The following is a 25,338-nucleotide window of genomic DNA, read 5'->3' on the forward strand; positions in this document are numbered from 1 at the left end:
TGCCGGGGTCGCCGTCGCGACCAGCCGGTTGATACAAAATATTGCTGACCGCGGGCCGCCCACGGCGCTACTCTTGCGCCTTTCCCTTGCAGTTGCCGGAGACACCCCATGCGCTCGCGTCTGGCTGTGCTGTTCGCGCTTTCGCTCGCCCTCATCGCCGGCCAGGTCCAGGCCGCCGCCGAGGATGCCCGCCTCATTGCCAATCGCTATCTCGATGCCTGGAACGATCACGATGCCGAGGCCGCCAGCGCCCTGCTCGACCCCAAGGTGCAGTATTTCGACAGCGGCGCCGCCACCACCGAGACCAGCCGCACCCAGGCCCGCGACCGCATCGTCAAGGTCACCCTCAAGGCCGTCCCGGATCTACAGGTAAAGATGGTGCACAAGCCGGTCATCGGCCCGCGCAGCATCGCCTTCGAATGGGAACTGACCGGCAACCGCGTCACCGCCACCGGCAAGCAACCGGTCAAGATCCGCGGCGCCAGCATCATGAAGATCCGCGACGGCCGCATCTGGTATCTGGGCGACTACTACGACAGCGACGCCCTGGAGGCGATGCTGCGCCCGGTCAAGCCCTGACTCGGGGAGCCATCCGCACGGATGGCTCCGTCCCGCGCCCTATTCCTCCCCGAACGGCTTGCGCAGCGGCGTATCCCGGTGCGCGGCGCGCACGTATTGTGGCGGCCAGGAGACCTTTTCCCGTAGGGCTTCGGCGGCATTCAGCGGCCAATAGGGATCGCGCAGCAGTTCGCGGGCCAGCAGCACCAGATCGGCCTGACCGGTACGCAGCACGTGCTCGGCCTGGGCCGCATCGGTGATCATGCCCACCGCGCCACTGGGAATCCCAGCCTCCTTGCGCACCCGCTCGGCGAACTGGGTCTGGTAGCCGGGCCCGGTGGGAATGTCGGCCTGGGCGGCGGTGCCGCCGGAGGAGACGTCGATCAGGTCGACGCCCAGGGTCTTCAATCGGCGTGCCAGCTCCACCGTCTCATCGACATCCCAGCCGTCTTCCACCCAGTCGGTGGCTGAAACCCGCACGAACAGCGGCAACGCTTCCGGCCAGACCGCGCGGACATCAGCGGTGACTTCCAGCAACAGGCGAATGCGATTCTCGAAATTGCCGCCGTAATCGTCCTCGCGGCGATTGGAGAGCGGCGAGAGGAACTGGTGCAGCAGATAGCCGTGGGCGGCATGGACCTCGGCCACCTTGAAGCCGGCCGCCAGGGCGCGCTCGGCGGTGTCCACGAAGGCCCGGCGGATGCTGGCGATATCGTCGCGATCCATGGCGGTGGGCCGGGTGTGCTGGGGATCGAAGGCGATGGCCGAGGGCGCCACCGGCACCCAGCCGCCTTCGGCGATGGGCACGCTGCCGTGCTTGCCGAGCCAGGGTTGCCAGGTACTGGCCTTACGGCCCGCATGGGCCAGTTGGATACCGGCTACGCTGCCCTGGCCTTCGATGAACTGGGTGATACGGCGCAGGGGCTCGATCTGCTCGTCCTTCCACAACCCCAGGTCCTGGGGCGTGATGCGCCCGTCGGCGGTGACCGCGGTAGCCTCGAAGATCACCAGGCCGGCGCCACCGGTGGCGCGACTGCCCAGGTGAACCAGGTGCCAGTCGTTGGCGAAGCCGTCTTCGCTGAAATACTGACACATCGGGGAGACCACCACGCGATTGGGCAGGGTCAGCTGACGCAGGGTCAGGGGCTGGAACAGGAGACTCATGGCGGACCTCGTCTAGTCGGGATTCACCGCATTGGAGTGTTCCCGAACAGAATAGGTCGCTGTTCCGACTAACGCGGTGCCAGGTGCACCACCAGCAACTGCACGCTCTCGTTGCCGCGGAATTCATTCACGTCCAGCCGATAGGCCAGCTCGGCCCAGCGGATGTTGGGATCGGGCCAGGTGTCACGGTCGATGTTGAAGGCGATGCCGTCCAGCTCCGGGCCGCCCTGCTCGCTGCGCAGGGTCAGCTTGAGGTGCCGTTCCTTGAGCAGGCGCTGGGAGAGGATCTCGAAGGTGCCGTGAAACAGCGGCTCGGGGAACTGCTGCCCCCAAGGGCCGGCCTTGCGCAGGGCCTGGGCCAGATCGAGCTGGAATTCGCTCGGAGCGAGGCAGCCATCGGTCTGCAGGCGCCCACTGAGGTCGTCGGCCTGCAGATGGCGACGGACCTCGGCGTCGAAGGCGCTGGCAAAGGTCTCATAATGCGCCTGGGGCAGACTAAGGCCGGCGGCCATGGCGTGACCGCCGAACTTGGTGATGAGCCCCGGATGACGGGTCGCCACGGCGTCCAGGGCATCGCGGATGTGCAGCCCGGGTACCGAACGCGCCGAGCCCTTGAGCATGCCGTTGCCACTGCCGTCGTCGGCGAAGGCCAGCGCCGGGCGGTGATACTTTTCCTTGAGGCGCGAGGCGAGGATGCCGATCACGCCCTGGTGCCACTCCGGGTCGAACAGACAGAGACCGAAGGGCAGATTGTCTTCCGGCAACTCCTTGAGCTGCTTGAGCGCCTCGCGCTGCATGCCCTGCTCGATGCTCTTGCGATCCTTGTTGAAGTCGTCCAGCTGCTGAGCGTATTCCTGCGCCAGTTGCGGGTCTTCGCAGAGTAGCAGCTCGATACCGATGGACATGTCGTCCAGGCGCCCCGCCGCATTGAGCCGCGGGCCGAGAATGAAACCCAGGTCGCTGGAGGCCACCTTACCCGGTTGGCGCCCGGCCACTTCCAGCAGCGCCTTGAGCCCCGGGCGCGCCCGACCGGCGCGGATACGCATCAGTCCCTGGTGCACCAGGATGCGGTTGTTGGCATCAAGCGGCACGACATCGGCGACGCTGCCGAGGGCGACCAGATCCAGCAACTCGGCTAGGTTGGGCTCGGCCAGGCCCTGACGGGCGAACCAGCCGTTCTCGCGCATGCGACTGCGCAGGGCCAGCATCACATAGAAGATCACCCCGACCCCGGCGATGCACTTGCTGGGGAAGGCACAGGCCGGCTGATTCGGATTGACGATGGCATCGGCGGCGGGCAATTCGGCACCCGGCAGGTGGTGGTCGGTGATGACCACCTGCAACCCGGCCGCCTTGGCCGCGGCCACGCCGTCCAGGCTGGAGATGCCGTTGTCGACGGTGAGCAGCACCTCGGGTTCGCGCTGCAGGGCCACGGCAACGATCTCGGGCGTCAGGCCGTAGCCGTATTCGAAGCGATTGGGCACCAGGTAGTCGACCCAGGCCGCGCCCAGGCGGCGCAGGGCCAGCACGCCCACGGCGCTGGCGGTGGCGCCATCGGCATCGAAATCGCCGACGATGAGGATGCGCCGGCGCTCTTCCAGAGCGCGCGCCAGCAGCTCCACCGCCGCCTCGATGCCCTTGAGCTGGTGATAGGGCACCAGCCGCGCCAGGCCCTTGTCCAGTTCTTCCGGCAGGGTCACGCCGCGCGCGGCATAGAGCCGGGTGAGCAGCGGCGGCAGATCGCCCAGGTCGGGCAATACCGCCGGCAGCGGACGGGGCTCCAGGCGCATCAACGTTCGCCCAGCAGCCATTCCAGCTGCAATTCGTGCTGACCGCGGTCGTCGGTGACGAACAGGGTGCCTTCGCTGATCATCACCTGCCAGGAAATGCTGCGCGGCAGATCGCGGGCCAGTTCGGCCAAGGGCTCGGCGGGAACCGCGGCGATGTGCAGATTCTTCAGCGTCCTGACCGCGTCCACCACCTTGGTCTGCCAGACGCGCAGATTGCCGTAGGCCAGCAGGCTGGTGCGCTCGGTGCGACGGCTGCACCAGGTCAGGCGCTCGGCATCGGGCTGGCCGACTTCGATCCAGTGCAGCACCCGGCCATCGAGACTCTTTTCCCACAGCGCCGGCTCGTCGACGTCGGACAGGCCACGACCGAAGGCCAGCTGCTCGTTGTACCAGAGCACATAGGCCAGCAACCGCACCGCCATTCGCTCCTCGGTCTCGGAGGGATGCCGCGCCACGGTCAGGCGCAGATTCTCGTAGACCCCGCGATCCAGATCGGTGAGGTTGAGTTCGACTTTGTAGGGCGTGGCTTGCAGAGCCATGGGCGGGTCACCGGCAGGGAAAGCCGGGCATTGTACCGGAAAAGGCCGAGGGGCTTGGGACCGTGGATCCGTAGGTTGGGCTGAGCGTAGCAGCGACGGTTGGAGTCTGCCTCGTTGGGCTTCGACGATGGAGCCGTCTCAACCCAACCTACAGGTCAGCGTAGGTTGGGTTGAGCGCAGCGAAGCCCAACAAAGACGGTTGGAGTCCGCCGTGTTGGGCTTCGACGAGGGAGCCGTCTCAGCCCAACCTACGGTCCAGCGTAGGTTGGGCTGAGCGCAGCGAAGCCCAACAAAGACGATTCGCGTCCGACTTTGTTGGGCTTCGACGATGGAGCCGTCTCTGCCCAACCTACGGTCGTAGGTTGGGCAAACTACCCTACAGCGGCTGACCACGCTTGCCGTGGCGGGCGACGAAGGCCTGGACGGCGGCGAGGTCGTTGGGCAGCACGGTGCAGCGCTCTTCACGCTGCAGCAGATCGGCCAGGTGGGTCGGCAGGCTGAGGGTCGCGCCGATGCCGGCCTTTTCCACCGCTTCGGGGAATTTCACCGGGTGGGCCGTGCCAAGCACCACCATCGGGGTGGCCAGGCTGCGGCGGCATTCGCGAGCGGCGCTCACGCCGATGGCGGTGTGCGGATCCAGTACCTCGCCGGTGGCGGCAAAGACCTCGGCGATGGTGGCGCAGGTCTCCTCGTCGCTCACGGCCAGGGAGTCGAACAGCTTGCGCGCTTCGGTCCAGCGATCGTCCGCCACCGTCAGGGTGCCGCTGCTGCGGAAGTTCGCCATCAGCTCGGCCAGGGCCAGGCCGTCGCGACCGTGCAGGTCGAACAGCAGGCGCTCGAAGTTGGACGAGACCATGATGTCCATGGACGGCGACAGCGTGGCTTCCAGCTGCTGCTTGTCGTAGCGGTTGCCGGACATGAAGCGGTGCAGGATGTCGTTGCGGTTGGTGGCCACCACCAGCTGGCTCACCGGCAGCCCCATGTTGCGCGCCAGGTAGCCGGCGAAGATGTCGCCGAAGTTGCCGGTGGGCACCGAGAAGGCGATGGAGCGCGCCGGGGCACCCAGCTGCAGGGCCGCATGGAAGTAGTAGACGATCTGGGCCATGATCCGCGCCCAGTTGATCGAGTTGACCGCCACCAGCGGGGTGCCCTTGAGGAAACCCTGATCGGCGAAGCTGGCCTTGACCATCTCCTGGCAGTCGTCGAAGTTGCCTTCGATGGCGATGTTGTGGATGTTGTCGCCCAGCAGCGTGGTCATCTGCCGGCGCTGCACTTCCGACACCCGCTGGTGCGGATGGAGGATGAAGATGTCGACGTTCTCGCAGCGCTTGCAGCCTTCGATGGCCGCCGAGCCGGTGTCGCCGGAGGTGGCGCCCATGATCACCACGCGTTCGCCGCGCTTGGCCAGCACATGGTCGAGCAGCCGTCCCAGCAGTTGCAGGGCGAAGTCCTTGAAGGCCAGGGTCGGGCCGTGGAACAGCTCCAGCACCCACTCGTTGGCATCCAGCTGACGCAGCGGCGCGATCGAGCTATGGGCGAAACCAGCGTAGGTCTCTTCCAGGATGGCCTTGAATTCGGCATCGGCGATGGAGCCGGCGACGAAGGGCTTCATCACCCGGAAGGCCAGCTCGTGGTAGGGCAGACCGGCCCAGGAGGCGATCTCTTCCAGGGAAAAACGCGGCAGGTTCTCCGGTACATAGAGACCACCATCGCTGGCGAGACCCGCCAGCAGCACTTCTTCGAAATTCAGCGCGGGCGCCTGGCCGCGGGTACTGATGTAACGCATGACTCGACCTCGGGAAAGACGGCGGCGCCGGGCGCCGCCAGGCTGCTCAGTTCAGGTGCTCGACACGGATGCGGACGACATCGCCGACGACGTCATCGAGGGCTTCCAGGGCGGTGATGGCCTCGACCATGTGGCGCTCGGTCACGCGATGGGTCAGCAGGATCATGGGTACCAGGCCGTCATGTTCCTCGGCTTCCTTCTGCATGATGGACTCGATGTTGATGCCGCGCGCCGAGAGGATGCTCGCCACCTGGGCCAGCACGCCTGGGTGATCCTTGGCCTGGATACGCAGATAGTAGGCGCTCTCGCAGGCCTCGATCGGCAGCACCGGATGGTCGGACAGCGCATCGGGCTGGAAGGCCAGGTGCGGTACGCGATTCTCGGGATCCGAGGTCATGGCGCGAACCACGTCCACCAGGTCGGCCACCACCGCCGAGGCGGTCGGCTCCTGCCCGGCACCGGCGCCGTAGAACAGCGTCGAGCCGACGGCGTCGCCATTGACCATCACCGCGTTCATCACGCCGTTGACGTTGGCGATCAGCCGATCGGCCGGGATCAGCGTCGGGTGCACCCGCAACTCGATGCCCTGGTCGGTGCTGCGCGCCACGCCCAGGTGCTTGATGCGATAGCCCAGCGCCTCGGCGTAGCCGACATCGGCGGTGGTCAGGCGGGTGATGCCCTCGGTGTAGGCCTTGTCGAATTGCAGCGGGATGCCGAAGGCGATGGAGGCCAGGATGGTCAGCTTGTGGGCGGCATCGATGCCTTCGACGTCAAAGGTCGGATCGGCCTCGGCATAACCCAGCGCCTGGGCTTCGGCCAGGACATCGGGAAAGGTGCGACCCTTCTCGCGCATCTCGGAGAGGATGAAGTTGCCGGTGCCGTTGATGATGCCGGCCACCCAGTTGATGCGGTTGGCGGCCAGGCCTTCGCGCAGCGCCTTGATCACCGGGATGCCGCCGGCCACGGAGGCCTCGAAGGCGACGATCACGCCCTGCTCGCGTGCCTTGGCGAAGATCTCGTTGCCGTGCACGGCGATCAGCGCCTTGTTGGCGGTGACCACGTGCTTGCCGTTGGCGATGGCGCGCAGCACCAGTTCGCGGGCCAGGGTGTAGCCGCCGATCAGCTCCACCACCACGTCGATCTCGGGATTGTCGGCCACCGCCAGGACCTCGGCGGTGATCGGCGTACTGCCGGTATCGCACTGGGGATTGGGTCGGCGCTGGGCGATCTGCGCCACCTCGATACCCCGTCCGGCGCGCCGGGCGATTTCCTCGGCGTTGCGCTTGAGCACGTTGAAGGTCCCGCTGCCCACGGTACCCAGACCACAGATGCCTACTTTGACCGGCTTCACACCCTTATCCCCATGTCGTATGGGACCGCTCCGCGGCCCCGTTCATAGCTCTGATTGAGGCGCCTAGCGGGCGCCGATTGCCGCTTCCGCCAGCTGGTCGGCCGGCTGGTAGCCCGGGATCATCTGGCCATCGGCGAGAATGATCGCCGGCGTGCCCTGGATACCCATGTTCTGCCCCAGCGCGAATTGCTGGGCGACCGGACTCTGGCAGCTCTCGGACTTGACCTCACGCCCGGTGAACATCTGGTTCAGCGCCGCCGGCTTGTCCTTGGCGCACCACACCGATTCCAGCTGCTTGGAGCCCGGCGAGCCCATGCCCTGGCGCGGGAAGGCCAGGTAGCGCACCTCGATGCCGCGCTTGTTCAGCTCGGGCACCTCGGCGTGCAGCTTCTGGCAATAGGGGCAGGTGGTGTCGGTGAAGACGGTGATGTGTGCCTTGGTCTCGCCCTGGGCGGGATAGATGATCATCTGGTTGCGGTCGAGGCCGTTGATCTGCCGCGCCACGGCGACGTTCTCGGCCTTCTCGGTCAGGTTGGAGGCCTTGCCGTCCTTGACCTGGTACAGATAGCCCTGCATAACGAACTGGCCGTCGCCGCTGGCATAGAGCACCCGGCCGCCCTTGAGCTGGACCTGGTAGAGATCTTCCAGCGGACTCTTGGCGATGGACTCGATGGCGAGATTGGGCTGCAGCGCGGTCAGGCTCTGACGAATGGCCTGCTCAGGTTCGGCCTGAGCCAGTTGCACGCCGAGCCCCAGGCAAGCGGCGAGCAACAGTTGGGAAATACGCATGTTTGACTCCTGTTGAGACGCCGGCAAGCCTACCACAGACCTGCCGGCTACGGCGGTGGGCCCTAGCCGCGCGGATGGTGCTGGGCGTGCAGTTGCTGCAGCCGCACGCGGGCGACGTGGGTGTAGATCTGGGTGGTGGACAGACTGGTATGGCCGAGCAGCATCTGCACCGTGCGCAGATCCGCGCCGTGGTTGAGCAAATGGGTGGCGAAGGCGTGCCTCAGGGTATGCGGTGACAGCGAGGTGCGGATGCCCGCCACCTGGGCATGCAGCTTGATGCGGTGCCAGAAGGTCTGCCGGGTCATGGGCGTGCCCCGCTGGCTGGGAAAGAGGATATCGCCGGGCTGGCCGCCCAGCAGCAGCGGGCGCGCGGTCTTCAAATAGTCTTCCAGCCAGGCGATGGCCTCTTCGCCCAAGGGGATCAGCCGCTCCTTGCTGCCTTTGCCGAAGACCCGCAACGAGCCCTCGCGCAGGTTGATCTCGTCCAGGGTCAGGCTGATCAGCTCGGTCACCCGCAACCCGGTGGCATAGAGCACCTCGAGCATGGTGCGATCGCGCAGGCCCAGGGTGTCTTCGGTATCTGGTGCGGCCAGCAGGGCTTCCACGTCCGCCTCTGACAGGCTCTTGGGCAGCGGCGCGCCCAGTTGCGGCATGCTCACCAGCAGCGTCGGGTCCTCGGCGACCCGCCCCTCGCGCACGGCATACTTGTAGAAGCTGCGCAGACCGGAGAGAAAGCGCGCCGTGGAGCGCGCCTGGTAGCCCTCGCTCAGGCGCCAGCCGAGGTGATCGAGCACGGCGTCGCGACCCAGGTTCTCCAGGGTCAGTCCCCTGCCCTCCAGCCAGCGGGCGAAGGCCAGCAGATCGGTGCGATAGGCGCTGCGGGTATGGGGCGACAGTCCCTTTTCCAGCCACAGGGCGTCGAGGAATTCCTCGATCAGCCGTTCGGCGCTCACGCGGCGAAGCCTGGCAGCAGCGGCGTCGGCTTACCCTCGTCATCGACCGCGACAAAGCTGAAGGCGCCGTTGATGGCGCGCTCGCGCCCTTCCGCCAGCATGCCTTCGACGAACACCTCCACCTGCACCTTGATGCTGGTGTTGCCAACCTTCACCACCCGGCCGATCAGCTCGACGATGGAGCCGGCGGGAATGGGGTGGTTGAAATCGATCCGGTCGGTGGAGACCGTGACCAGTGGCTTGCGACAGAAGCGCGTCGCGGTGATGAAGGATACCTCGTCCATCCAGGCCAGGGCGGTGCCGCCGAACAGGGTGTCGTGATGATTGGTGGTGGGCGGGAACACTGCCTTGGCCACCCGGGTTTCCGACAGCGCCGTGCGCCGCTGGATTTCCGCTTCGCGGGTCGTCATGTCTTACCTCGAACCTCAGAAACGAAAAAAGCAGCCGAAGCTGCTTTTTTCTGGTCACGCCGCGATCAGGAAAGCTTTTCCTTGATGCGGGCAGCCTTGCCGGACAGCTCGCGCAGGTAGTACAGCTTGGCCTTGCGCACGTCACCGCGACGCTTGACGCTCAGGCTATCGACCAGCGGGCTGTAGGTCTGGAAGGTACGCTCGACGCCAACGCCGTTGGAGATCTTGCGTACGGTGAAGGCGCTGTTCAGGCCGCGGTTACGCTTGCCGATCACTACGCCTTCGAAGGCCTGCAGACGCTGACGGTCGCCTTCCTTCACCTTAACCTGGACAATCACGGTGTCGCCGGGGGCGAACGCCGGGATTTCTTTGTTCATCTGCTCAGCTTCGATCTGGGCAATGATTTTGTTGGTCATGTCACTCTGCTCCTAAGACAGGCCGCGGCCCGCCATCGATACCTAACTATCGTTCCGCTGACGAAGGTATTCCGCCAACAGGTTCTGCTCTTCCCCAGAAAGCGAGCGGCTATCCAGAAGATCGGCGCGTCGCTCCGCAGTACGTCCCAGGGACTGCTGCAGGCGCCAGCGCCGGATATGCTCGTGGTTACCACTGAGCAACACGTCGGGTACGCGACGGCCCTCGTACACCTCGGGTCGGGTGTAGTGCGGGCAATCGAGCAGGCCGTCGGTAAACGAATCCTGCTCGGCGGAATCCGCATGCCCCAAGGCTCCAGGCAGCAGTCGCGTGACCCCATCGATCAGCACCATGGCCGGCAATTCACCGCCGGACAGCACATAGTCGCCAATCGACCATTCTTCATCCACGTGCGTCTCGATGAAACGCTCGTCGATGCCTTCGTAACGCCCGGCGATGAGGATCAGATGCTCCTCCTGCGCCAGTTCCCGTACCGCCGCCTGGTCGAGCTTGCGACCCTGGGGGGACAGGTAGATCACCTTTGCCGCCGAATCGCCCTTGGCATCGGCCAGGGCGCGCTCCAGCGGCTGGATCTTCATCACCATGCCGGGACCGCCGCCAAAGGGCCGGTCGTCCACGGTCTGGTGACGATCCTCGGTATAGCTGCGCGGGTTGTAGCAGGTCAGCTCCAGGAGCCCCTGCTTCATCGCGCGACCGCTCACGCCATAGGCGCTGACGGCCTCGAACATCTCGGGAAAGAGGCTGATGACATCGATACGCATGGATCAGAAATCCGCGTCCCAGTCGACCTGCATCTCGCCCTTGGCCAGATCCACCGCCAGCACGTACTGGTCGGGCAGATAAGGCAACAGACGCTCACGATCGTCGAGGCTGCCAGCACAGGGCTTGACCACCATGACGTCGTTGGCCCCGGTCTCCAGCAGATGATCCACCACGCCCAGCCACTGGCCTTCGCGATTGATCACCTTGAGACCTTCCAGCTGATGCCAGTAGTAGTCACCGGCGCCCAGCTGGGGCAATTCACTGCGCGGCACGCAGATCTCGAAACCGGCCATCAGGCGGGCTTCTTCGCGATCGTCCAGGCCCTGCAGACGTACCGTCAGGACCTTGCCGTGCATCCGACCGCCGAGCACCTTGACCTGCCGGGTCTCGCCTTCGCGCCTTAGCGTCCAGGTCCGATAGTCCAGCAGATTGTCGAGCGGATCGGTAAAGGAGTAGATCTTGAGCTCACCGCGTACGCCAAAGACCGAAACTATCTTGCCCAGAACCACCAGGTCGGGGGCGGAGGTCGGCGCACTCATGGTCTTCAGGCGGTAGCCTGAGCGCTCTTCAGCAGCTGAGCGACGCGCTCGGACGGCTGGGCGCCCTGCGACAGCCAGTAGCTGGCACGCTCTTGGTCCACCGACAGACGGATTTCTGCGCCGCTGGCCACCGGGTTGAAGAAACCGATGCGCTCGACGAAACGACCATCACGCGCATTGCGGCTGTTGGTCACGGTCAGGTGGTAGAAGGGGCGCTTCTTGGAGCCGCCACGGGCTAGACGGATGGTTACCATTGAACTTCGTTCCTGTAGTCGGTGCTTGTAGCTGTGGGCACACTGGGCCACATGGCCCGAAAGGCCGCATATTCTAAGGGCTGTCACCCGGTTTGCCAATGGCTTTAAACGGTGCCCTCGGCATTGCGGCAGCCTGGAGACTCCAGCAGCGGAGCCTCGTCGCTCGCGAAGGTGCATCAGCACTGGTGCCGACGCCCCACGCAGAGCCCTTTCCAATGCCGGCCATCTGGCGACGGGCGGCACCGGAAAATCACATCTTGGGCATGCCGCCGCCAGGGAACATGCTGCCCATGCCGCGCATCATCTTGGCCATGCCGCCCTTGGCGGTGACCTTCTTCATCATCTTTTGCATCTGCTTGTGCTGCTTGATGAGGCGGCCGACGTCCTGCACCTGGGTACCGGAGCCCAGGGCGATGCGCTTCTTGCGCGAGCCGCTGATCAGTTCCGGATCGCGGCGCTCGGCCGGGGTCATGGAGTCGATGATGGCTTCCATCTGCTTGAAGTGCTTTTCCGCCGCGCCCTGGGCGTTGCCCATCTGCTGGATGTTCATGCCACCCATCATGGTCGGCAGCTTGTCCATCAGCGAACCCAGGCCGCCCATGTTCTTCATTTGGCGCAGCTGATCGCGGAAGTCCTCGAGATCGAAGCCCTTGCCCTTCTTGAGCTTCTTGGCCAGCTTGTCGGCCTTCTCGCGATCCAGGGTCTGTTCGGCCTGCTCGATCAGCGAGAGGACGTCGCCCATGCCGAGGATGCGCGAAGCGACACGGTCCGGGTGGAAGGGATCGAGGGCTTCGCTCTTCTCGCCCATGCCGATGAACTTGATCGGTTTGCCAGTGATGTGGCGGACCGACAGGGCGGCACCGCCACGGGCGTCACCGTCGACCTTGGTCAGGATCACGCCGGTGAGCGGCAGGGCGTCGTTGAAGGCCTTGGCGGTGTTGGCGGCGTCCTGACCGGTCATGGCGTCGACCACAAACAGGGTCTCGGCCGGCTTGGTGGCGGCGTGGACCTGCTGGATCTCCGCCATCATCTCGCTGTCGATGTGCAGACGACCGGCGGTGTCGACGATCACCACATCGATGAATTTGAGCTTGGCTTCGCGAATGGCGGCCTGGGCGATCTCCACCGGCTTCTGGCTGATGTCGGAGGGAAAGAAGGTGACCCCCACCTCCCCGGCCAGTGTTTCCAGCTGCTTGATGGCGGCCGGACGATAGACGTCGGCGGAGACGACCATGACGGTCTTCTTCTTGCGCTCCTTGAGGAAGCGCGCCAGCTTGCCCGCGGTGGTGGTCTTGCCCGCGCCCTGCAGACCGGCCATGAGGATGACCGCCGGCGGCGCCACGTTGAGCGCCAGGTCTTCGTTGGCCGCGCCCATGATGGCTTCGAGTTCGGCGCGCACGATCTTCACGAAGGCCTGGCCCGGGGTCAGGCTCTTGGACACCTCGGTGCCGACCGCCCGCTCCTTGACCCGGTTGACGAATTCCTTGACCACCGGCAGGGCGACGTCCGCCTCGAGCAGCGCCATGCGCACCTCGCGCAGGGTGTCCTTGATGTTGTCTTCGGTGAGCTTGGCCTTGCCGGTAATGTGGCGCAGGCTTTGGGACAGGCGGTCTGTGAGATTCTCGAACATGCGGACATCCAGGGCAGAAACGGCGGCTGACCGACAAGTATAACGAAAGACCGCCTGACCAGGGATAGCCGCTGGGGCCGGTTACCGCATGAATCCGTCAGCAGCGCCCGCTTTGGCGAGCAGCTGAGGAAGCAAGGACAGGCACCGGCATCAGGGCCGGTGCCCGAGGGGACGGGATCAGAAAATCAGCGAGAAGATGCCGATGACCACCACCAGGCCGATCAGAAAGATGATGCCCATGGTACCGCCGAGAAATTTAAGCATGGTCGCGACCTCTTCTAGATATGTAATTCATGGGACCACCCGACAGCGGCCAGGGTTCGCCCGATCCAGCCAGCCAGCACCAGGGCGTGGCTCGGACTTTCTGTACCGCCCTGTCTGTGCCACACTCGCCTGCTTTCCGCTCTGCTGAAACCGGACCATGCACGCCCTGCTGCCCACCCTCCTGGCCGCTGCCCTCTATCTGCTCGCGACCCTCTACCAGGGCAGTTGCCTGCTGCGCAAACAGCCGTCGAGCAAGCCCCTGGTCCTGGGCGCCGGCATCCTGGCCCTGCTGCCCCATGCCCTGGCCGTCTATCTGCAGCTGATCCTCGAACCGACCCTCAGCCTTGACTTCTTCGACGCCTCCAGTCTGATCTCGGCGACCGCCATCGCCCTGATGCTGATCGGCTGCCTGCGCATGCCGCTGCAACCCTTGCTGGTGCTGATCTATCCCCTCGGCGCCATCACCGCGCTGCTGGCCGAATTCGTACCGCCCGGCACCGTGACCCCGCTGGACGTCTCGCCCAAGATCGTCGTGCACGTGCTGCTGTCGATCATCGCCTACGGCCTCTTCACCCTGGCGGTGCTGCAGTCGCTGCTGCTGCTGATCCAGGATCGCCAGCTCAAGAACAAGCATCCATCCGGCCTGATCCGCAGCTTTCCCCCGCTGCAGACCATGGAAAGCCTGCTGTTCGGCTTTCTCTGGGCCGGCTGGGTGGTGCTGTCGCTGTCGCTGATCTCCGGCTGGTTCTTTGTCGAGGACATGTTCGCCCAGCACCTGGTGCACAAGACGGTGCTCTCCTGCATCGCCTGGGTGGTGTTCGGCATCCTGCTGTGGGGGCGCAATCGGCTGGGCTGGCGCGGCCACCGGGCGATCCGCTGGACCCTGCTGGGCTTCATCCTGCTGATGCTGGCCTACTTCGGGAGCAAGCTGGTGCGGGAATTCATCCTGCATCGTTGACAGTCGTCATTCCACTACCCGCATAATCAGGCGACCGAACCACGTTCGGCGCGACCCGGCCAACAGCCAGGTCGCGCCCGGCACGTCATAACAGGTCGTCACGCCCGTCCTCATCCTCGGACAGCCGCTGCCCCATCAGGCCGCTCCGGCAGACGCCTCCTACAAGAACGACTGCCCGGTATCTCTGCATGTCCACAACCGCTGCCGCCTTCGACGCGCCCACTTCCGTGCCGCGCAATTCCCCCACCCGCGTGGCCACCGCCAGCTTCATCGGCACCGCCATCGAGTTCTACGATTTCTATGTCTATGCCACGGCCGCGGCCCTGGTGATCGGCCCGGTGTTCTTTCCCCAGGGCTCGGGCATGGCCCAGACCCTCAGCGCCTTCATCACCTTTGGCATCGCCTTCCTGGCGCGCCCCCTGGGTTCGCTGCTGTTCGGCCACTTCGGCGACCGCATCGGCCGCAAGTCCACCCTGGTGGCCTCGCTGCTGCTGATGGGTATCTCCACCACCCTGATCGGCCTCCTGCCCGGCTACGCCAGCATCGGCGTCTGGGCGCCCATCCTGCTGTGTCTGCTGAGATTCGGCCAGGGCCTGGGACTGGGTGGCGAATGGGGTGGTGCGGCGCTGCTGGCCACCGAGAACGCCCCGCCCGGCAAGCGCGCCTGGTTCGGCATGTTCCCCCAGCTCGGCCCCTCCATCGGCTTCCTCATGGCCAACGGCCTGTTCCTGGCTCTGGCGCTGCTGCTGGACGACGAGCAATTCCGCGCCTGGGGCTGGCGCATTCCCTTCCTGCTCAGCGCGCTGCTGGTGGTGGTCGGCCTCTATGTGCGGCTGTCGCTGCACGAGACACCGGTGTTCGCCGAGGCCATGGCCCGCCGCGAGAAACTGCGCCTACCCATGGTCGAAACCTTCGGCAAGCACGGCAAGGCGGTGCTGCTGGGCGCCCTGAGCATGGTGGTGTGCTACGCCCTCTTCTACATCTCCACGGTGTTCTCGCTGAGCTACGGGGTGAAGAATCTTGGTTACAGCCGGCAGGAATTCCTCGGCCTGCTGTGCATCGCGGTGCTGTTCATGGCCCTGGCCACGCCGCTGTCGGCCTGGCTGGCGGATCGCTTCGGCCGCAAGCCAGTGCTGGCGGTGAGCGCCATCGCCGCCCTGCTGTCGGGCTTCGCCATGGAGCCGCTGCTGACCCATGGCTCCAGCCAGGCGGTCGGCCTGTTCCTGGCGCTGGAGTTGTTTCTCATGGGCATGACCTTCGGCCCCATGGGTGCCCTGCTGCCGGAAATCTTCCCGACCCAGGTGCGCTACACCGGCGCCTCGGCGGCCTACAACCTGGGCGGCATCCTTGGCGCCTCCCTGGCGCCCTATGCCGCGCAGCAACTGGTGGAAGCCGGCGGCCTGAGCTGGGTGGGCGGCTACGTCTCGGCGGCGGCGGCCATCAGCCTGCTGGCGGTGCTCTGCATGCGCGAAACCCGCGATCAGTCACTGTAGATTCTTCAGCGCATGAAAAAGGGCCCCGCAGGGCCCTTTTTCGTGGCGCGAGACGGCGTTACAGCTCGACCTTCACCGCCTGGGAAGCACGCACGGCCTTGGCGCGCGCCGCCTCGATGCTTTCGTCGCGAGCCAGGGCCACGCCCATGCGCCGCTGCCCCTTGACCTCCGGCTTGCCGAACAGGCGCAGCGCGGTGTCGGGTTCGGCCAGGGCCGCGCCGAGGTTGCCGAAGGCGGTCTGCCGCGACTCGCCGCCCACCAGGATCACCGCCGAGGCCGAGGGGCCGAACTGGCGGATGGTAGGGATCGGCAGACCGAGGATAGCGCGGGCGTGCAGGGCGAATTCGGACAGGTCCTGGGAGATCAGGGTCACCAGACCGGTGTCATGGGGACGTGGCGAGACTTCGCTGAACCAGACCTGGTCGCCCTTGACGAACAGCTCCACGCCAAACAGGCCGCGACCGCCCAGGGCCTCGGTGACGGCGCGAGCGACCCGCTCGGATTCGGCCAGAGCCTTGTCGCTCATGGCCTGGGGCTGCCAGGACTCGTGGTAGTCGCCCTTGACCTGACGATGCCCGACCGGTGCGCAGAAGGCGGTGCCGCCGACATGGCGCACGGTCAGCAGGGTGATCTCGTAGTCGAAGTCGACGAAGCCCTCGACGATCACCCGGCCCTTGCCGGCGCGACCGCCTTCCTGAGCGTACTGCCAGGCGGCCTGCAGCTCATCGGCGCTGCGCAGCAGGCTCTGGCCCTTGCCCGAGGAACTCATGATCGGCTTGACCACGCAGGGATAGCCCAGCGCCTCGGCGGCGGCGGCGTAGTCTTCGTAGGTATCGGCGAAGTGATAGGGCGAGGTGGGCAGGCCCAGCTCCTCGGCGGCGAGGCGACGGATGCCTTCGCGATTCATGGTCAGCTGGGCCGCGCGGGCAGTGGGCACCACGGTGTAACCCTCGCCTTCCAGCTCCACCAGGGTAGCGGTGGCGATGGCTTCGATTTCCGGCACGATGAAGTGCGGCTGCTCGCGCTCGATCACCGCGCGCAGGGCGGCGCCGTCGAGCATGTCGATGACGTGGCTGCGGTGGGCGACCTGCATGGCCGGGGCATCGGCGTAGCGATCCACGGCGATAACCTCGACGCCCAGACGTTGCAGCTCGATGACGACTTCCTTGCCCAGTTCGCCGGAGCCGCAGAGCAGCACGCGGGTGGCGCTGGGGGACAGGGGGGTACCGATACGGGGCATGACAGATCTCTCCGGCTGATATCAGGTCAGGAAGGCCGCACCGCCCGCCCGCGCCCGCTCGTCGCAGCGCAGCAGCACCTCGCGGCGCTCGCTGTCGCTCATGGACATCCAGCGGGTGATCTCGGCGGCGCTGCGTTGGCAGCCGATGCAGATGTCCTGTTCGTCCAGGGCACAGACATGGACGCAGGGCGAACGCACGGGTGAATTGGCGGTGGTCATGCGGCTTCCCTCGAATGGCCGCGCATTGTGCCCGTTAACGTCCGACTTGGCATGTGCCTTTACCTTGTCGCTAGGCTCTGCACGAAAAGGCCTGCGCTCGGTGATGCTTCGTTGAAAAACGCCTGGATCGCCAGCCCGGCCTGGGCGGCCCCGTCGCAATGCTCATTTACCACTCGTAAACTCGTTCGCGAGCACGGTTCGCTTCCTCAGCGCTTTTCTCCTCGCCTGACCTTCGCTCGGCGACTTTTCGTACAGAGCCTACCGCTCAATCCCGCCTGGGCGGTGCCTTGAGCACGATACCGGCGTCGTACAGCAGGTTGACCAGCTCGACGATGATCACTGCCGTCAGCCCCCAGATGCGGTGCTCGCCATACTGATAGCTGGGCACCTGCCAACGCAGGCCGTCGTGGTCGACCCTGAGGGTGTAGTCCGGCGGCACTTCGCAGAAGAACTGCAGGGGCACGGTAAAGATCGCGGCGATCTCGGCTTCGCTGGGGACGTATTCGAGCTGATCGGGAATCAGGGCGACGATGGGCGTCACCGCCAGGCCGTAGCGTGACACCAGCGGACTCAGGGGCGCGATCACCTCCACCAGGCCTGGCGGCAGCCCGACCTCTTCCTCGGCCTCGCGCAGGGCGGTGGCGATCAGATCGACGTCCTCGGGATCGCGCCGGCCGCCCGGCAGGGCCACCTCGCCGCCATGGGTGGACAGGTTGCTGGCCCTCAGGGTGAGCAGCAATTCGGGATGCTCGCCACGAATGATGGGCACCAGCACCGCCGCTTCCTGATGGTTCTCGGTGCCGCTCAGGGTGCGCGGCCGATAGTGACGCAGGCGCTGGAGCAACTCATCCACGCCGGAATTCTCCCTTGCTCATCGTATCCCCTGGATCATGGCACGCCCGCCGGGCAATCCCAAGCCCAGCCATCGCTTGCGAGGCCCGCGATCGCCCCGGCACACTGCAGCAAAACGAGGATGAATCATGAAGCATTGCAACCACTGTGGCGGCCTGCTGGAAGAACGCATTCCCGCGGGCGACAACCGCATGCGCCTGGTCTGCAGCCAGTGCGGCGCGGTGCATTACCAGAACCCACGGGTGGTGGCCGGCTGTCTGGCAACCTGGGAAGGCCGGGTGCTGCTCTGCCAGCGCGCCATCGAGCCGCGCAAGGGCTACTGGACGCTGCCGGCAGGCTTCATGGAAAACGGCGAGACCACCACCGAGGCCGCCGCCCGCGAGACCCTCGAGGAAGCCGGCGCGCAGGTGCAGGACCTGGAGCTCTATACGCTCTTCGATCTGCCGCACATCGACCAGATCTACATGCTGTTCCGCGGCGAGCTGGTCGACGGACGCTTTGGCGTCGGCGAGGAAAGCCTGGACGTGCGCCTTCTGGACGAAGCCGACATCCCCTGGTCGTCTCTGGCTTTTCCGACCATCAAGCGAACACTAGAATGCTTTTTCGCTGACCGCCGCCGCGGCGAGTTTTCACTGCGCCATGAGGGCATGGCGCCCATGGTGGTCGCACCCAAGCCTGCCTAAGGGCCTGTTCAACGTCTGCTCGCGAGACCTTGAACAGGCTCTGAGCTCTTCCGAGGATCTTCTCGACATGCGTCCGTTGCACCTGTTGTTGGCGCTCTGCTATGTGCTGTGCGGTTCGTTGCTTCCCCAGCTGGCCCAGGCCAGTACCAGCGTCACGGTGATCCGCCAGCCGGCCGCGCCGCTGATCGACAAGGTGCTGGTCATCAAGTCGCGCAATCAGCTGCAACTGCTCAGCGGCGACACCGTGATGAAGTCCTACCGCATCTCGCTGGGCAAGAATCCCCGCGGCCCCAAGCTGCGCGAGGGCGACAAGCGCACCCCGGAAGGCTTCTATTGGATCGACTGGCGCAAGACCAGCGACAAATTCAACCTGGCCATGCACATTTCCTATCCCAATCGTGAGGACCTGGCGCGCGCCAGCCAGGCCGGCGTGCGTCCCGGCAGCATGATCATGCTGCACGGCACCCCCATCGACGAGGAGTACCCGGAGTGGTACTTCAACTCGCTGAACTGGACCGAGGGCTGCATCGCCATGACCAACCACGACATGCGCGAGGTCTGGGGGCTGGTCAAGGACGGCACTATGATCGAGATCCGCCCCTGAGAGCCTATCCAAAGGCTGCTGCGCGTCGGCCAGACTGCGTTGAAAAGGCCTTTGGAATGCTCATTTACAATTCGTAAACTCCGCTTCCTCAGGTCTTTTCGCCTTGTTTGGCTCTAGCTCGCGAGCCTTTGAACAGCCTCTGCGCCGATAGGCTTCCCGTGCCCTACCCCGCCACCTGCTCCGCGGGCGAGACGATGGTGGTCTTGCCCCGCGAACGACCACTGCTGAGGTAGTCGGCGATGGATTCCTGGGTGACCTCGCCAAGGAAGTCTTTGTCGGCGCTGAGCACCGGCAGCCAGGAAGTGTTGAACTGGTACATGCGCGACAAGAGGATGCGCAGGTGCTCGTCAAAGGCCGCGGTGGCCTTGAACGGGGTGACGAAGGGCGCCACCGGCCCGCTCTGACCGCGCAGGTCGCGGCGGCGCACGTAGCCCAGGCCCTTGTTGGCCGCATCCGTCACCACCAGGTAGCGGCGATCGTGCTCTTCCATCAATTCCACGGCATCGCCGATCAGCGTCTCGGCCTGGATCGCGGGCGCGTTGTCGGCGGCGTCCTCGGCACGAATCAGCAGCAGCCGCTTGAGGGTGCTGTCCTGGCCGACGAAGTTGCTGACGAACTCATCCTTGGGATGGGCCAGCAGGGTGTCCGGATGATCGAACTGCACCAGGCGCCCGCCGCGGAACACGGCGATCTTGTCGCCCAGGCGGATGGCTTCGTCGATGTCATGGCTGACCATGATCACCGTCTTGTTCAGCGCCCGCTGCATCTGGAAGAACTCGTTCTGGATGGCGTCGCGGTTGATCGGGTCCACCGCACCGAAGGGTTCGTCCATCAGCAACAGCGGCGCCTCGGCCGCCAGGGCGCGGATCACCCCGATGCGCTGCTGCTGGCCACCGGACAGTTCGCGTGGATAGCGCGACAGGTACTGCTTGGGCTCCAGCTGCACCATGCTCATCAGCTCGGTGGCGCGCTCGCGGCACCTCTTCTTGTCCCAGCCCAGCAGCTTGGGTACCACGGTGATGTTTTCCTCGATGGTCATGTTGGGGAACAGACCGATCTGCTGGATCACATAGCCGATATGGCGTCTGAGGGTCACCTCGTCGATGCCGGTGGTGTCCTCGCCGTTGATCAGCACCCGCCCCGAGGTGGGCTCGATGAGGCGGTTGATCATCTTCAGGGTGGTGGTCTTGCCGCAGCCGGAGGGGCCGAGGAAGACGCAGATCTGGCCCTCTTCCACGGTGAGGCTCACGGCATCCACCGCGGTCACGTCCTTGCCGTGCTGCTTGAAGGTCTTGGTCAGGCGGTCGAGTTCGATCATCTGGGGCTCCTTAAAGGGCGCTGCGCAGGCCGCGCGGGGTGAGGCGGCGTTGCAGCCACTGCAGGACGAGGTCGGCGACGATGGCCAGCAGGCTGACCAGCACGGCGCCGACGATGAGGGTGGCCATGTCACTGCGGCTGATGGCGGTGAGGATGAGCACGCCCAGGCCGCCGGCACCGATGGTGGCGGCGATGGTCATGACGCCGATGTTCATGACCACGGCGGTGCGTACCCCGGCGAGGATCACCGGCAAGGCGATGGGCAGCTCGACCATGCGCAGGCGCTGCCAGAAGGTCATGCCGATGCCGGCACCCGCCTCGCGGATGCCGGGCTCGACGCTGGTCAGCGCCAGGTAGGTGTTTCTCAGGATCGGCAGCAGCGAATAGAGGAACACCGCGGTGATGGCCGGCAGCGGACCGAGGCCCTGGCCGAACTTGGAGTAGAAGGGCAGCAGGAGGCCGAACAGGGCGATCGAAGGCAGCGTCATGACCACCGTGGCCACCGCCTGCAGCGGTCCGGCCAGCGCGGGGTAGCGGGTCATGAGGATGCCCAGGGGCACGCCTACCATGATCGCCAGGGTCACGGCGATGCCCACCAGGGTGATGTGCTGGCGGGTCAGGTCGAGGACCTGCAGCCAGTCGATGTGATTGAAGGAGGTGACGAAATCCATGGGGTCATTGCCCTCCGCTTAGGGGGTGCTGGGCAAGAAAGTCGCGGGCCACCTGGGCCGGCGTCTGCCGCTCGATGTCCACCTTGGCGTTGAGCTGGCGCATGGTGGCCTGATCCAGGCTTTCCGCCAGGGGCCTCAGCAACGCGGCGAGATCCGGGTGCTTGGCCAGGTACCCGGCGTTCACCACCGGCGCGGCGGTGTAGTCGGGGAAATAGCCCTTGTCGTCTTCCAGCACCTTGAGCTTGAAGGCATCCAGGCGGCCGTCGGTGGTGTAGACCAGTCCAGTGAACACCTGGCCGTTGCGCAGCGCGGTATAGACCAGTCCCGGATCCATCTGGCGGATGTCGTCACGGGTGTAGTTCAGGCCATAGGCCTTGACCAGGCCGGCGAGGCCGTCGGAACGGTTGGCGAATTCGATGTCCAGCGCGGTCAGGTGGCGCTTGCCGGCCTCGGCCTTGAGCAGCCGGGCCAGGTCGCTGATGCTGTTCAGCTCGGGATGCTGCTGGGCGACCTTTTCCGGTAGCGCCAGGGCGTAGGTGTTGTTGAAGCGGGTGGGCGCCAGCCAGGCCAGCCCGACCTTGGCGTCCAGCTCCTTGACCCGCTGGTAGGAGGCGTCCTTGTCCAGCCGCTCGGTGACATGATTGTAGGCCACCAGCGAGGTACCGGTGTATTCCCAGGTGAGGTCGAGCTGGGCGTTCTTCACGCCGTTCCAGGCGATGGTGCTGCCCAGGCCGCCGACGATCTCCGGCTGGTAGCCGTGCCTGGACAGGTACTGCCCGGTGAGCTCGGCGAGAATGGCCTGCTCGGTAAAGACCTTGGCACCGATGCGGATGGGCTCGGCCTGGGCACCACTGGCCAGCGCCAGTCCGAACCAGGCGGCGCCCAGGGCGATAAGCAACTTCTTCATCTCGTCTCCTTAGCGGGCCAGGCCGCGTTCCAGCCAGAGGCGACTGGCGAGCAGCACCAGGCCATCCAGCAGCAGCGCCAAGAGCGCCGTGGCGGCCGCGCCCAGCAGCAGCTGTGACTGGTTCTCCAGGGCGATGGCAGGAAAGATCAGACTGCCCAGGCTGTTGGCGCCGATGAGAAACACCAGCGGAGTGGTGCCGACGTTGATCGCCAGGGCCACCCGCACCCCACCGACGATGATGGGCACGGCATTGGGCAACTCCACCTTGGTCAGCACCTGGGTGGGGGTCATGCCGATACCGGTGGCCGCTTCCTTGAGCGAGCCCGGCACGTTCTTCAGCCCCTCGTAGGTGTTGCGCACGATGGGCAGCAGCGAAGCGAGAAACAGCGCCAGGATCGCCGGCCCGTCACCGATGCCGACGACGCCCAGGGCGATGGCCAGCACCGCAAGCGGCGGCACGGTATTGCCGATGTTGAACACCTGCATGAAGCGCTCGGCACTGCGGGCGAACCGCGGCCTGCTGAGCAATACCCCGGCGGGAATGCCCACCAGCAGCGCCAGGACCATGGAGACGGCCACCAGGTAGAGGTGGGCCTGGAGATAGAACAGCAGATCCGCGCGATAGGTACTGAGGGTATCCCTACCGATCCAGTGCACCAGCAGTGCCAGGATCACCACTCCCACGGCCGAGCCGAGCAGGAGGGTCTTGAACTTCGCCATGTCAGGCTCCTTCAACGGGCGGACAGGCCGCATGCCTTCCGAGTGCGGACCTCGCGACAGGGGCGAGGCGCAGGACGGCTGTCCGGGTTCAGGGTCGAGACACAGCAGGGCATAGCGGGTATGCCGGCTGGACCAACGGGGCGGTGCGGATCTCGGGATCTGCCTAGCCCTTAGGTGTCGCTCTCTCGTAGCGACATGGCGCTTTGCCTCGACCGAAGAGATTGACGTCCATCGCAGTCGATAGTTCGTCAGCTCCTTTTCAGGCTAACCCAATAGACTCGCTCAATGCCAACCCAATCGCGGAAAGCGACACACCTTGACAGGGTGAAAGGCCCAGGCGAGAGGCTCGGATACCCGAAGAAAAGCGAGAATCGCGTGCTAGAGCAGTCGGCGAATATGTGACGATAAATTTAATACCTTTACTGTTAGCTGCTCTGCAGACTCGACGCGACATCTGTCACAGATGCGATGGCAGACCGGCTCGGTTTCGTGGAGCGTGACACAGCTCAGCTGACGTACGGTCATAACTGAAACATCTTTGTGTGAGCCAGTGCGATGCCGATGTTTTGGCACCTCTTTATCATGCCGACGAGTGGCTGACGCTTTGAGGGATCATTCAGCCATAACACGGTCAATAGGTGGCCCAGTGATAGCACCAAGCGCCGTTTCTGGAACCGCTATAAAAACAGACTATTCACCGAGCTAACTTCAAAGGGAACGTTATGAATGACATGACGGCTTGTGCATCGTTGGACTCCGCTGTTCTATCCTCTACCCCCGTAATGCTGCTGCAACCCAAGGTGGAAAACTGGGTGGTGGTGTATGCGCACGGTGGCCTGATCGCCGACTTCGATGACGAGGCCTCAGCCCGCCGCGAAGCCGAGCAGTGGGCTGGAATCTGCCTGCGTCGCTAAAGACCGCTTTCGAATGATCTGCCTGCGCCATGGAAAGATGGAAAGCAGTCACAGGCAGTTCATTGCTCGCTCCAATGCCCTTTCCCTCCGTTCGGCTGATCGTCCCTCCCGGATCTAGACCCCGCGTCGTCCTGGCACAGGCTAACCTCCAGCCCTACCTAGCTCGCATTTCTGCAGCTTTCGCCTGGCATTAACGTCGCCTGGCGCACCTTCTGAGCAATACAGCGCAACTTCCTGACGTCTCTTCGGGCCTCATGGCGAATCGGGTCACCGCGACCCGTGCTCCTACCGTCTTCCGTCACTGTCCGGGACCTTGCCGATGACGCTACGCCTGAAAACCGCTCTCACGACCCTGCTCACTCTCCTCTGCCTGACCATCGTGCCGGCCACCCGTGCCGATACGCGTGACTTCCCCACCGATCTGGTCGGACTGAACTTCTCCGGTGCCGGCTTCGCTCCTCATGTATTGCCGGGCAAGCCCGGCACCAACTACTTCTTTCCCGACGCCGGTCACTACCGACGCTGGGCGGCCAAAGGCATCCGCGTGATCCGCTTCCCGGTCATCTGGGAACGCCTGCAGCCCCGCCTGGGGCAGCCGCTGGATCCTGCCTATGCCAAGCTGATCGATAAGACCCTGGACAACGCCAAGCGCTATCGCATGCACGTGATCCTGGATCTGCACAATTACATGAGATACCGCGGGCAGATCATCGGCAGCGCGGCAGTGCCCTACCCGGCCTATGCCGATGTCCTGCGGCGGATCGCCCAGCGCTGGCACGAGCACCCCGCCCTCGCCGCCTACGACATCATGAACGAGCCCCACGATGCGGTTGAGCAATGGCCGATCGCGGCGCAGCACGGCATCGATGCGGTACGCGACGTGGACCGGGCGCGCCCGATCCTGATCGAGGGTAATGGCTGGTCCAGCAGCTATCTCTGGCCGCGCTACAACGCCAAGCTGCTCGGCCTCAGGGACCCGGCCGACAACCTGATCTATTCGGCGCACGTCTATTTCGACAACGACGGTGGCGGCAAATACCTCAAGAAAGACATGACCGACTTCGACCCGGACGTCGGCATCCGCCGGGTCGAGCCCTTCATCGCCTGGCTCAAGCAGCACGGCAAGCGTGGCCATATCGGCGAATTTGGCGTACCGGACAACGATCCCCGCTGGCTGGCGGCAATGGACCGGCTGCTGGCCCGTCTGCGCAAGGAATGCATTCCGGCCATGTACTGGGCAGCCGGCCCCAACTGGGGCGACTATCCGCTGGCGATCGAGCCGGTCAAGGGCAAACCCCGACCGCAATGGACCGTGCTGCAGAAGTACGTGAAGCCGGCCGACTGCACCGACCTGGGTCCTCGCTGAGACAAGGGCGCCACGGCCGAAGCCGAACGGCGCCCACTGCCACCCGTCAGCGATTTGCCTGAAAACAGGTGATTGCCGTCACAAAAGCCAGGGCCATGGACGGCCAAGCAAGAACTTGCTGGCTTTATGCGATCAAATTGTTACAGCAAGTAATAGTTCGACTATTAAGA

General features: G+C 65.0%; 27 protein-coding genes. 7 read left to right on the forward strand and 20 right to left on the reverse strand.

Translation table 11 applies throughout. The features are described 5' to 3' along the window. Window positions 1-108: 108 nt before the first annotated feature. A complete protein-coding gene (locus tag C722_RS0112295; RefSeq protein ID WP_017640787.1) occupies window positions 109-579 on the forward strand; it encodes a nuclear transport factor 2 family protein in 471 nt (156 codons plus the stop codon). A gap of 39 nt (window positions 580-618) precedes the next feature. Here the strand turns inward: C722_RS0112295 and C722_RS0112300 are convergent, their stop codons facing one another. From C722_RS0112300 to ffh, 13 genes are all read right to left on the reverse strand, one after another. Next, window positions 619-1,722, reverse strand: a complete 1,104-nt coding sequence (locus tag C722_RS0112300) for an NADH:flavin oxidoreductase/NADH oxidase (protein WP_017640788.1) — start codon at window positions 1,720-1,722, stop codon at window positions 619-621. 68 nt (window positions 1,723-1,790) lie between these two features. Then, window positions 1,791-3,512, reverse strand: a complete 1,722-nt coding sequence (gene recJ / locus C722_RS0112305) for a single-stranded-DNA-specific exonuclease RecJ (RefSeq protein ID WP_017640789.1) — start codon at window positions 3,510-3,512, stop codon at window positions 1,791-1,793. Further along, window positions 3,512-4,051, reverse strand: coding sequence for a YaeQ family protein (locus tag C722_RS0112310; RefSeq protein WP_007160963.1), 540 nt, complete (start codon window positions 4,049-4,051; stop codon window positions 3,512-3,514). Before C722_RS0112310 ends, recJ begins: the two co-directional genes overlap by 1 nt. 376 nt (window positions 4,052-4,427) lie before the next feature. Continuing rightward, window positions 4,428-5,837, reverse strand: a complete 1,410-nt coding sequence (gene thrC / locus C722_RS0112315; RefSeq protein WP_017640790.1) for a threonine synthase — start codon at window positions 5,835-5,837, stop codon at window positions 4,428-4,430. Between the two features lie 46 nt (window positions 5,838-5,883). After that, window positions 5,884-7,188, reverse strand: a complete 1,305-nt coding sequence (locus tag C722_RS0112320) for a homoserine dehydrogenase (RefSeq protein ID WP_017640791.1) — start codon at window positions 7,186-7,188, stop codon at window positions 5,884-5,886. Between the two features lie 63 nt (window positions 7,189-7,251). Continuing rightward, on the reverse strand, window positions 7,252-7,977 hold the full coding sequence (locus C722_RS0112325) for a thioredoxin fold domain-containing protein (RefSeq protein WP_017640792.1): 726 nt from the start codon (window positions 7,975-7,977) through the stop codon (window positions 7,252-7,254). 62 nt (window positions 7,978-8,039) lie between these two features. Further along, on the reverse strand, window positions 8,040-8,930 hold the full coding sequence (xerD, locus tag C722_RS0112330; RefSeq protein WP_017640793.1) for a site-specific tyrosine recombinase XerD: 891 nt from the start codon (window positions 8,928-8,930) through the stop codon (window positions 8,040-8,042). Beyond that, window positions 8,927-9,340, reverse strand: a complete 414-nt coding sequence (locus tag C722_RS0112335; protein ID WP_017640794.1) for an acyl-CoA thioesterase — start codon at window positions 9,338-9,340, stop codon at window positions 8,927-8,929. The genes xerD and C722_RS0112335 overlap by 4 nt, the downstream gene beginning before the upstream one ends. Before the next feature lie 65 nt (window positions 9,341-9,405). Further along, on the reverse strand, window positions 9,406-9,756 hold the full coding sequence (rplS, locus tag C722_RS0112340; RefSeq protein ID WP_007160957.1) for a 50S ribosomal protein L19: 351 nt from the start codon (window positions 9,754-9,756) through the stop codon (window positions 9,406-9,408). A 42-nt stretch (window positions 9,757-9,798) separates the two neighbouring features. Further along, window positions 9,799-10,536 (reverse strand): tRNA (guanosine(37)-N1)-methyltransferase TrmD, encoded by a 738-nt coding sequence (trmD, locus tag C722_RS0112345; RefSeq protein ID WP_017640795.1) that lies wholly within the window; start codon window positions 10,534-10,536, stop codon window positions 9,799-9,801. A gap of 3 nt (window positions 10,537-10,539) precedes the next feature. Beyond that, window positions 10,540-11,076 carry a ribosome maturation factor RimM gene (gene rimM, locus C722_RS0112350; RefSeq protein WP_017640796.1) on the reverse strand — a complete coding sequence of 179 codons (537 nt, stop codon included), beginning with the start codon at window positions 11,074-11,076 and terminating at the stop codon, window positions 10,540-10,542. A gap of 5 nt (window positions 11,077-11,081) precedes the next feature. After that, on the reverse strand, window positions 11,082-11,330 hold the full coding sequence (gene rpsP, locus C722_RS0112355) for a 30S ribosomal protein S16 (RefSeq protein WP_017640797.1): 249 nt from the start codon (window positions 11,328-11,330) through the stop codon (window positions 11,082-11,084). A 250-nt stretch (window positions 11,331-11,580) separates the two neighbouring features. Then, window positions 11,581-12,960, reverse strand: a complete 1,380-nt coding sequence (gene ffh, locus C722_RS0112360) for a signal recognition particle protein (protein ID WP_007160953.1) — start codon at window positions 12,958-12,960, stop codon at window positions 11,581-11,583. A 421-nt stretch (window positions 12,961-13,381) separates the two neighbouring features. Between ffh and C722_RS0112370 the strand changes: the two genes are divergently transcribed. Together C722_RS0112370 and C722_RS0112380 are read left to right on the forward strand one after the other, a co-directional pair. Next, window positions 13,382-14,182: an inner membrane protein YpjD gene (locus tag C722_RS0112370; protein WP_017640798.1), complete on the forward strand. Its 801-nt coding sequence runs from the start codon at window positions 13,382-13,384 to the stop codon at window positions 14,180-14,182. A 188-nt stretch (window positions 14,183-14,370) separates the two neighbouring features. Then, window positions 14,371-15,675, forward strand: coding sequence for an MFS transporter (locus tag C722_RS0112380; RefSeq protein WP_017640800.1), 1,305 nt, complete (start codon window positions 14,371-14,373; stop codon window positions 15,673-15,675). 58 nt (window positions 15,676-15,733) lie between these two features. On the opposite strand, the gene purT is transcribed toward C722_RS0112380, so the two are convergent. The 3 genes from purT to C722_RS0112395 all read right to left on the reverse strand — a co-directional run bounded on the left by purT (window position 15,734) and on the right by C722_RS0112395 (window position 17,987). Beyond that, the gene (gene purT / locus C722_RS0112385) at window positions 15,734-16,915 is read right to left on the reverse strand and encodes a formate-dependent phosphoribosylglycinamide formyltransferase (protein WP_017640801.1); all 1,182 of its coding nucleotides are present in this window, start codon (window positions 16,913-16,915) and stop codon (window positions 15,734-15,736) included. Between the two features lie 21 nt (window positions 16,916-16,936). Further along, entirely contained in the window at window positions 16,937-17,134 is a 198-nt protein-coding gene (locus C722_RS0112390; protein ID WP_017640802.1) for a DUF1289 domain-containing protein, read from the reverse strand. A gap of 265 nt (window positions 17,135-17,399) precedes the next feature. After that, complete coding sequence (locus C722_RS0112395) at window positions 17,400-17,987, reverse strand: CoA pyrophosphatase (RefSeq protein WP_017640803.1); 588 nt, start codon at window positions 17,985-17,987, stop codon at window positions 17,400-17,402. A gap of 127 nt (window positions 17,988-18,114) precedes the next feature. Here C722_RS0112395 and C722_RS0112400 point away from each other — a divergent pair, with 127 nt between their 5' ends. Beyond that, entirely contained in the window at window positions 18,115-18,669 is a 555-nt protein-coding gene (locus tag C722_RS0112400) for an NUDIX hydrolase (protein ID WP_017640804.1), read from the forward strand. Between the two features lie 130 nt (window positions 18,670-18,799). Beyond that, window positions 18,800-19,273, forward strand: coding sequence for a murein L,D-transpeptidase family protein (locus tag C722_RS0112405; protein ID WP_371099786.1), 474 nt, complete (start codon window positions 18,800-18,802; stop codon window positions 19,271-19,273). A 163-nt stretch (window positions 19,274-19,436) separates the two neighbouring features. Here the strand turns inward: C722_RS0112405 and C722_RS0112410 are convergent, their stop codons facing one another. Genes C722_RS0112410 through C722_RS0112425 form a run of 4 tightly spaced genes read right to left on the reverse strand, consistent with a single transcriptional unit; the run spans window position 19,437 to window position 22,888 of the window. Next, complete coding sequence (locus tag C722_RS0112410; protein WP_017640806.1) at window positions 19,437-20,591, reverse strand: ABC transporter ATP-binding protein; 1,155 nt, start codon at window positions 20,589-20,591, stop codon at window positions 19,437-19,439. Between the two features lie 10 nt (window positions 20,592-20,601). Continuing rightward, a complete protein-coding gene (locus tag C722_RS0112415; protein ID WP_017640807.1) occupies window positions 20,602-21,261 on the reverse strand; it encodes an ABC transporter permease in 660 nt (219 codons plus the stop codon). Window positions 21,262-21,265: 4 nt separating this feature from the next. Then, window positions 21,266-22,168, reverse strand: a complete 903-nt coding sequence (locus C722_RS0112420; RefSeq protein ID WP_017640808.1) for a glycine betaine ABC transporter substrate-binding protein — start codon at window positions 22,166-22,168, stop codon at window positions 21,266-21,268. Window positions 22,169-22,177: 9 nt separating this feature from the next. Next, window positions 22,178-22,888, reverse strand: coding sequence for an ABC transporter permease (locus tag C722_RS0112425; protein ID WP_017640809.1), 711 nt, complete (start codon window positions 22,886-22,888; stop codon window positions 22,178-22,180). Window positions 22,889-23,610: 722 nt separating this feature from the next. Here C722_RS0112425 and C722_RS26215 point away from each other — a divergent pair. Beyond that, on the forward strand, window positions 23,611-23,802 hold the full coding sequence (locus C722_RS26215) for a hypothetical protein (protein ID WP_143075287.1): 192 nt from the start codon (window positions 23,611-23,613) through the stop codon (window positions 23,800-23,802). Window positions 23,803-24,121: 319 nt separating this feature from the next. Further along, the gene (locus tag C722_RS0112435) at window positions 24,122-25,168 is read left to right on the forward strand and encodes a glycoside hydrolase family 5 protein (RefSeq protein WP_017640811.1); all 1,047 of its coding nucleotides are present in this window, start codon (window positions 24,122-24,124) and stop codon (window positions 25,166-25,168) included. The last annotated feature ends 170 nt before the right edge of the window (window positions 25,169-25,338 follow it).

Source organism: Pseudomonas sp. 313 (genome assembly GCF_000316965.1).
Taxonomy (GTDB): domain Bacteria; phylum Pseudomonadota; class Gammaproteobacteria; order Pseudomonadales; family Pseudomonadaceae; genus Chryseomonas; species Chryseomonas benzopyrenica.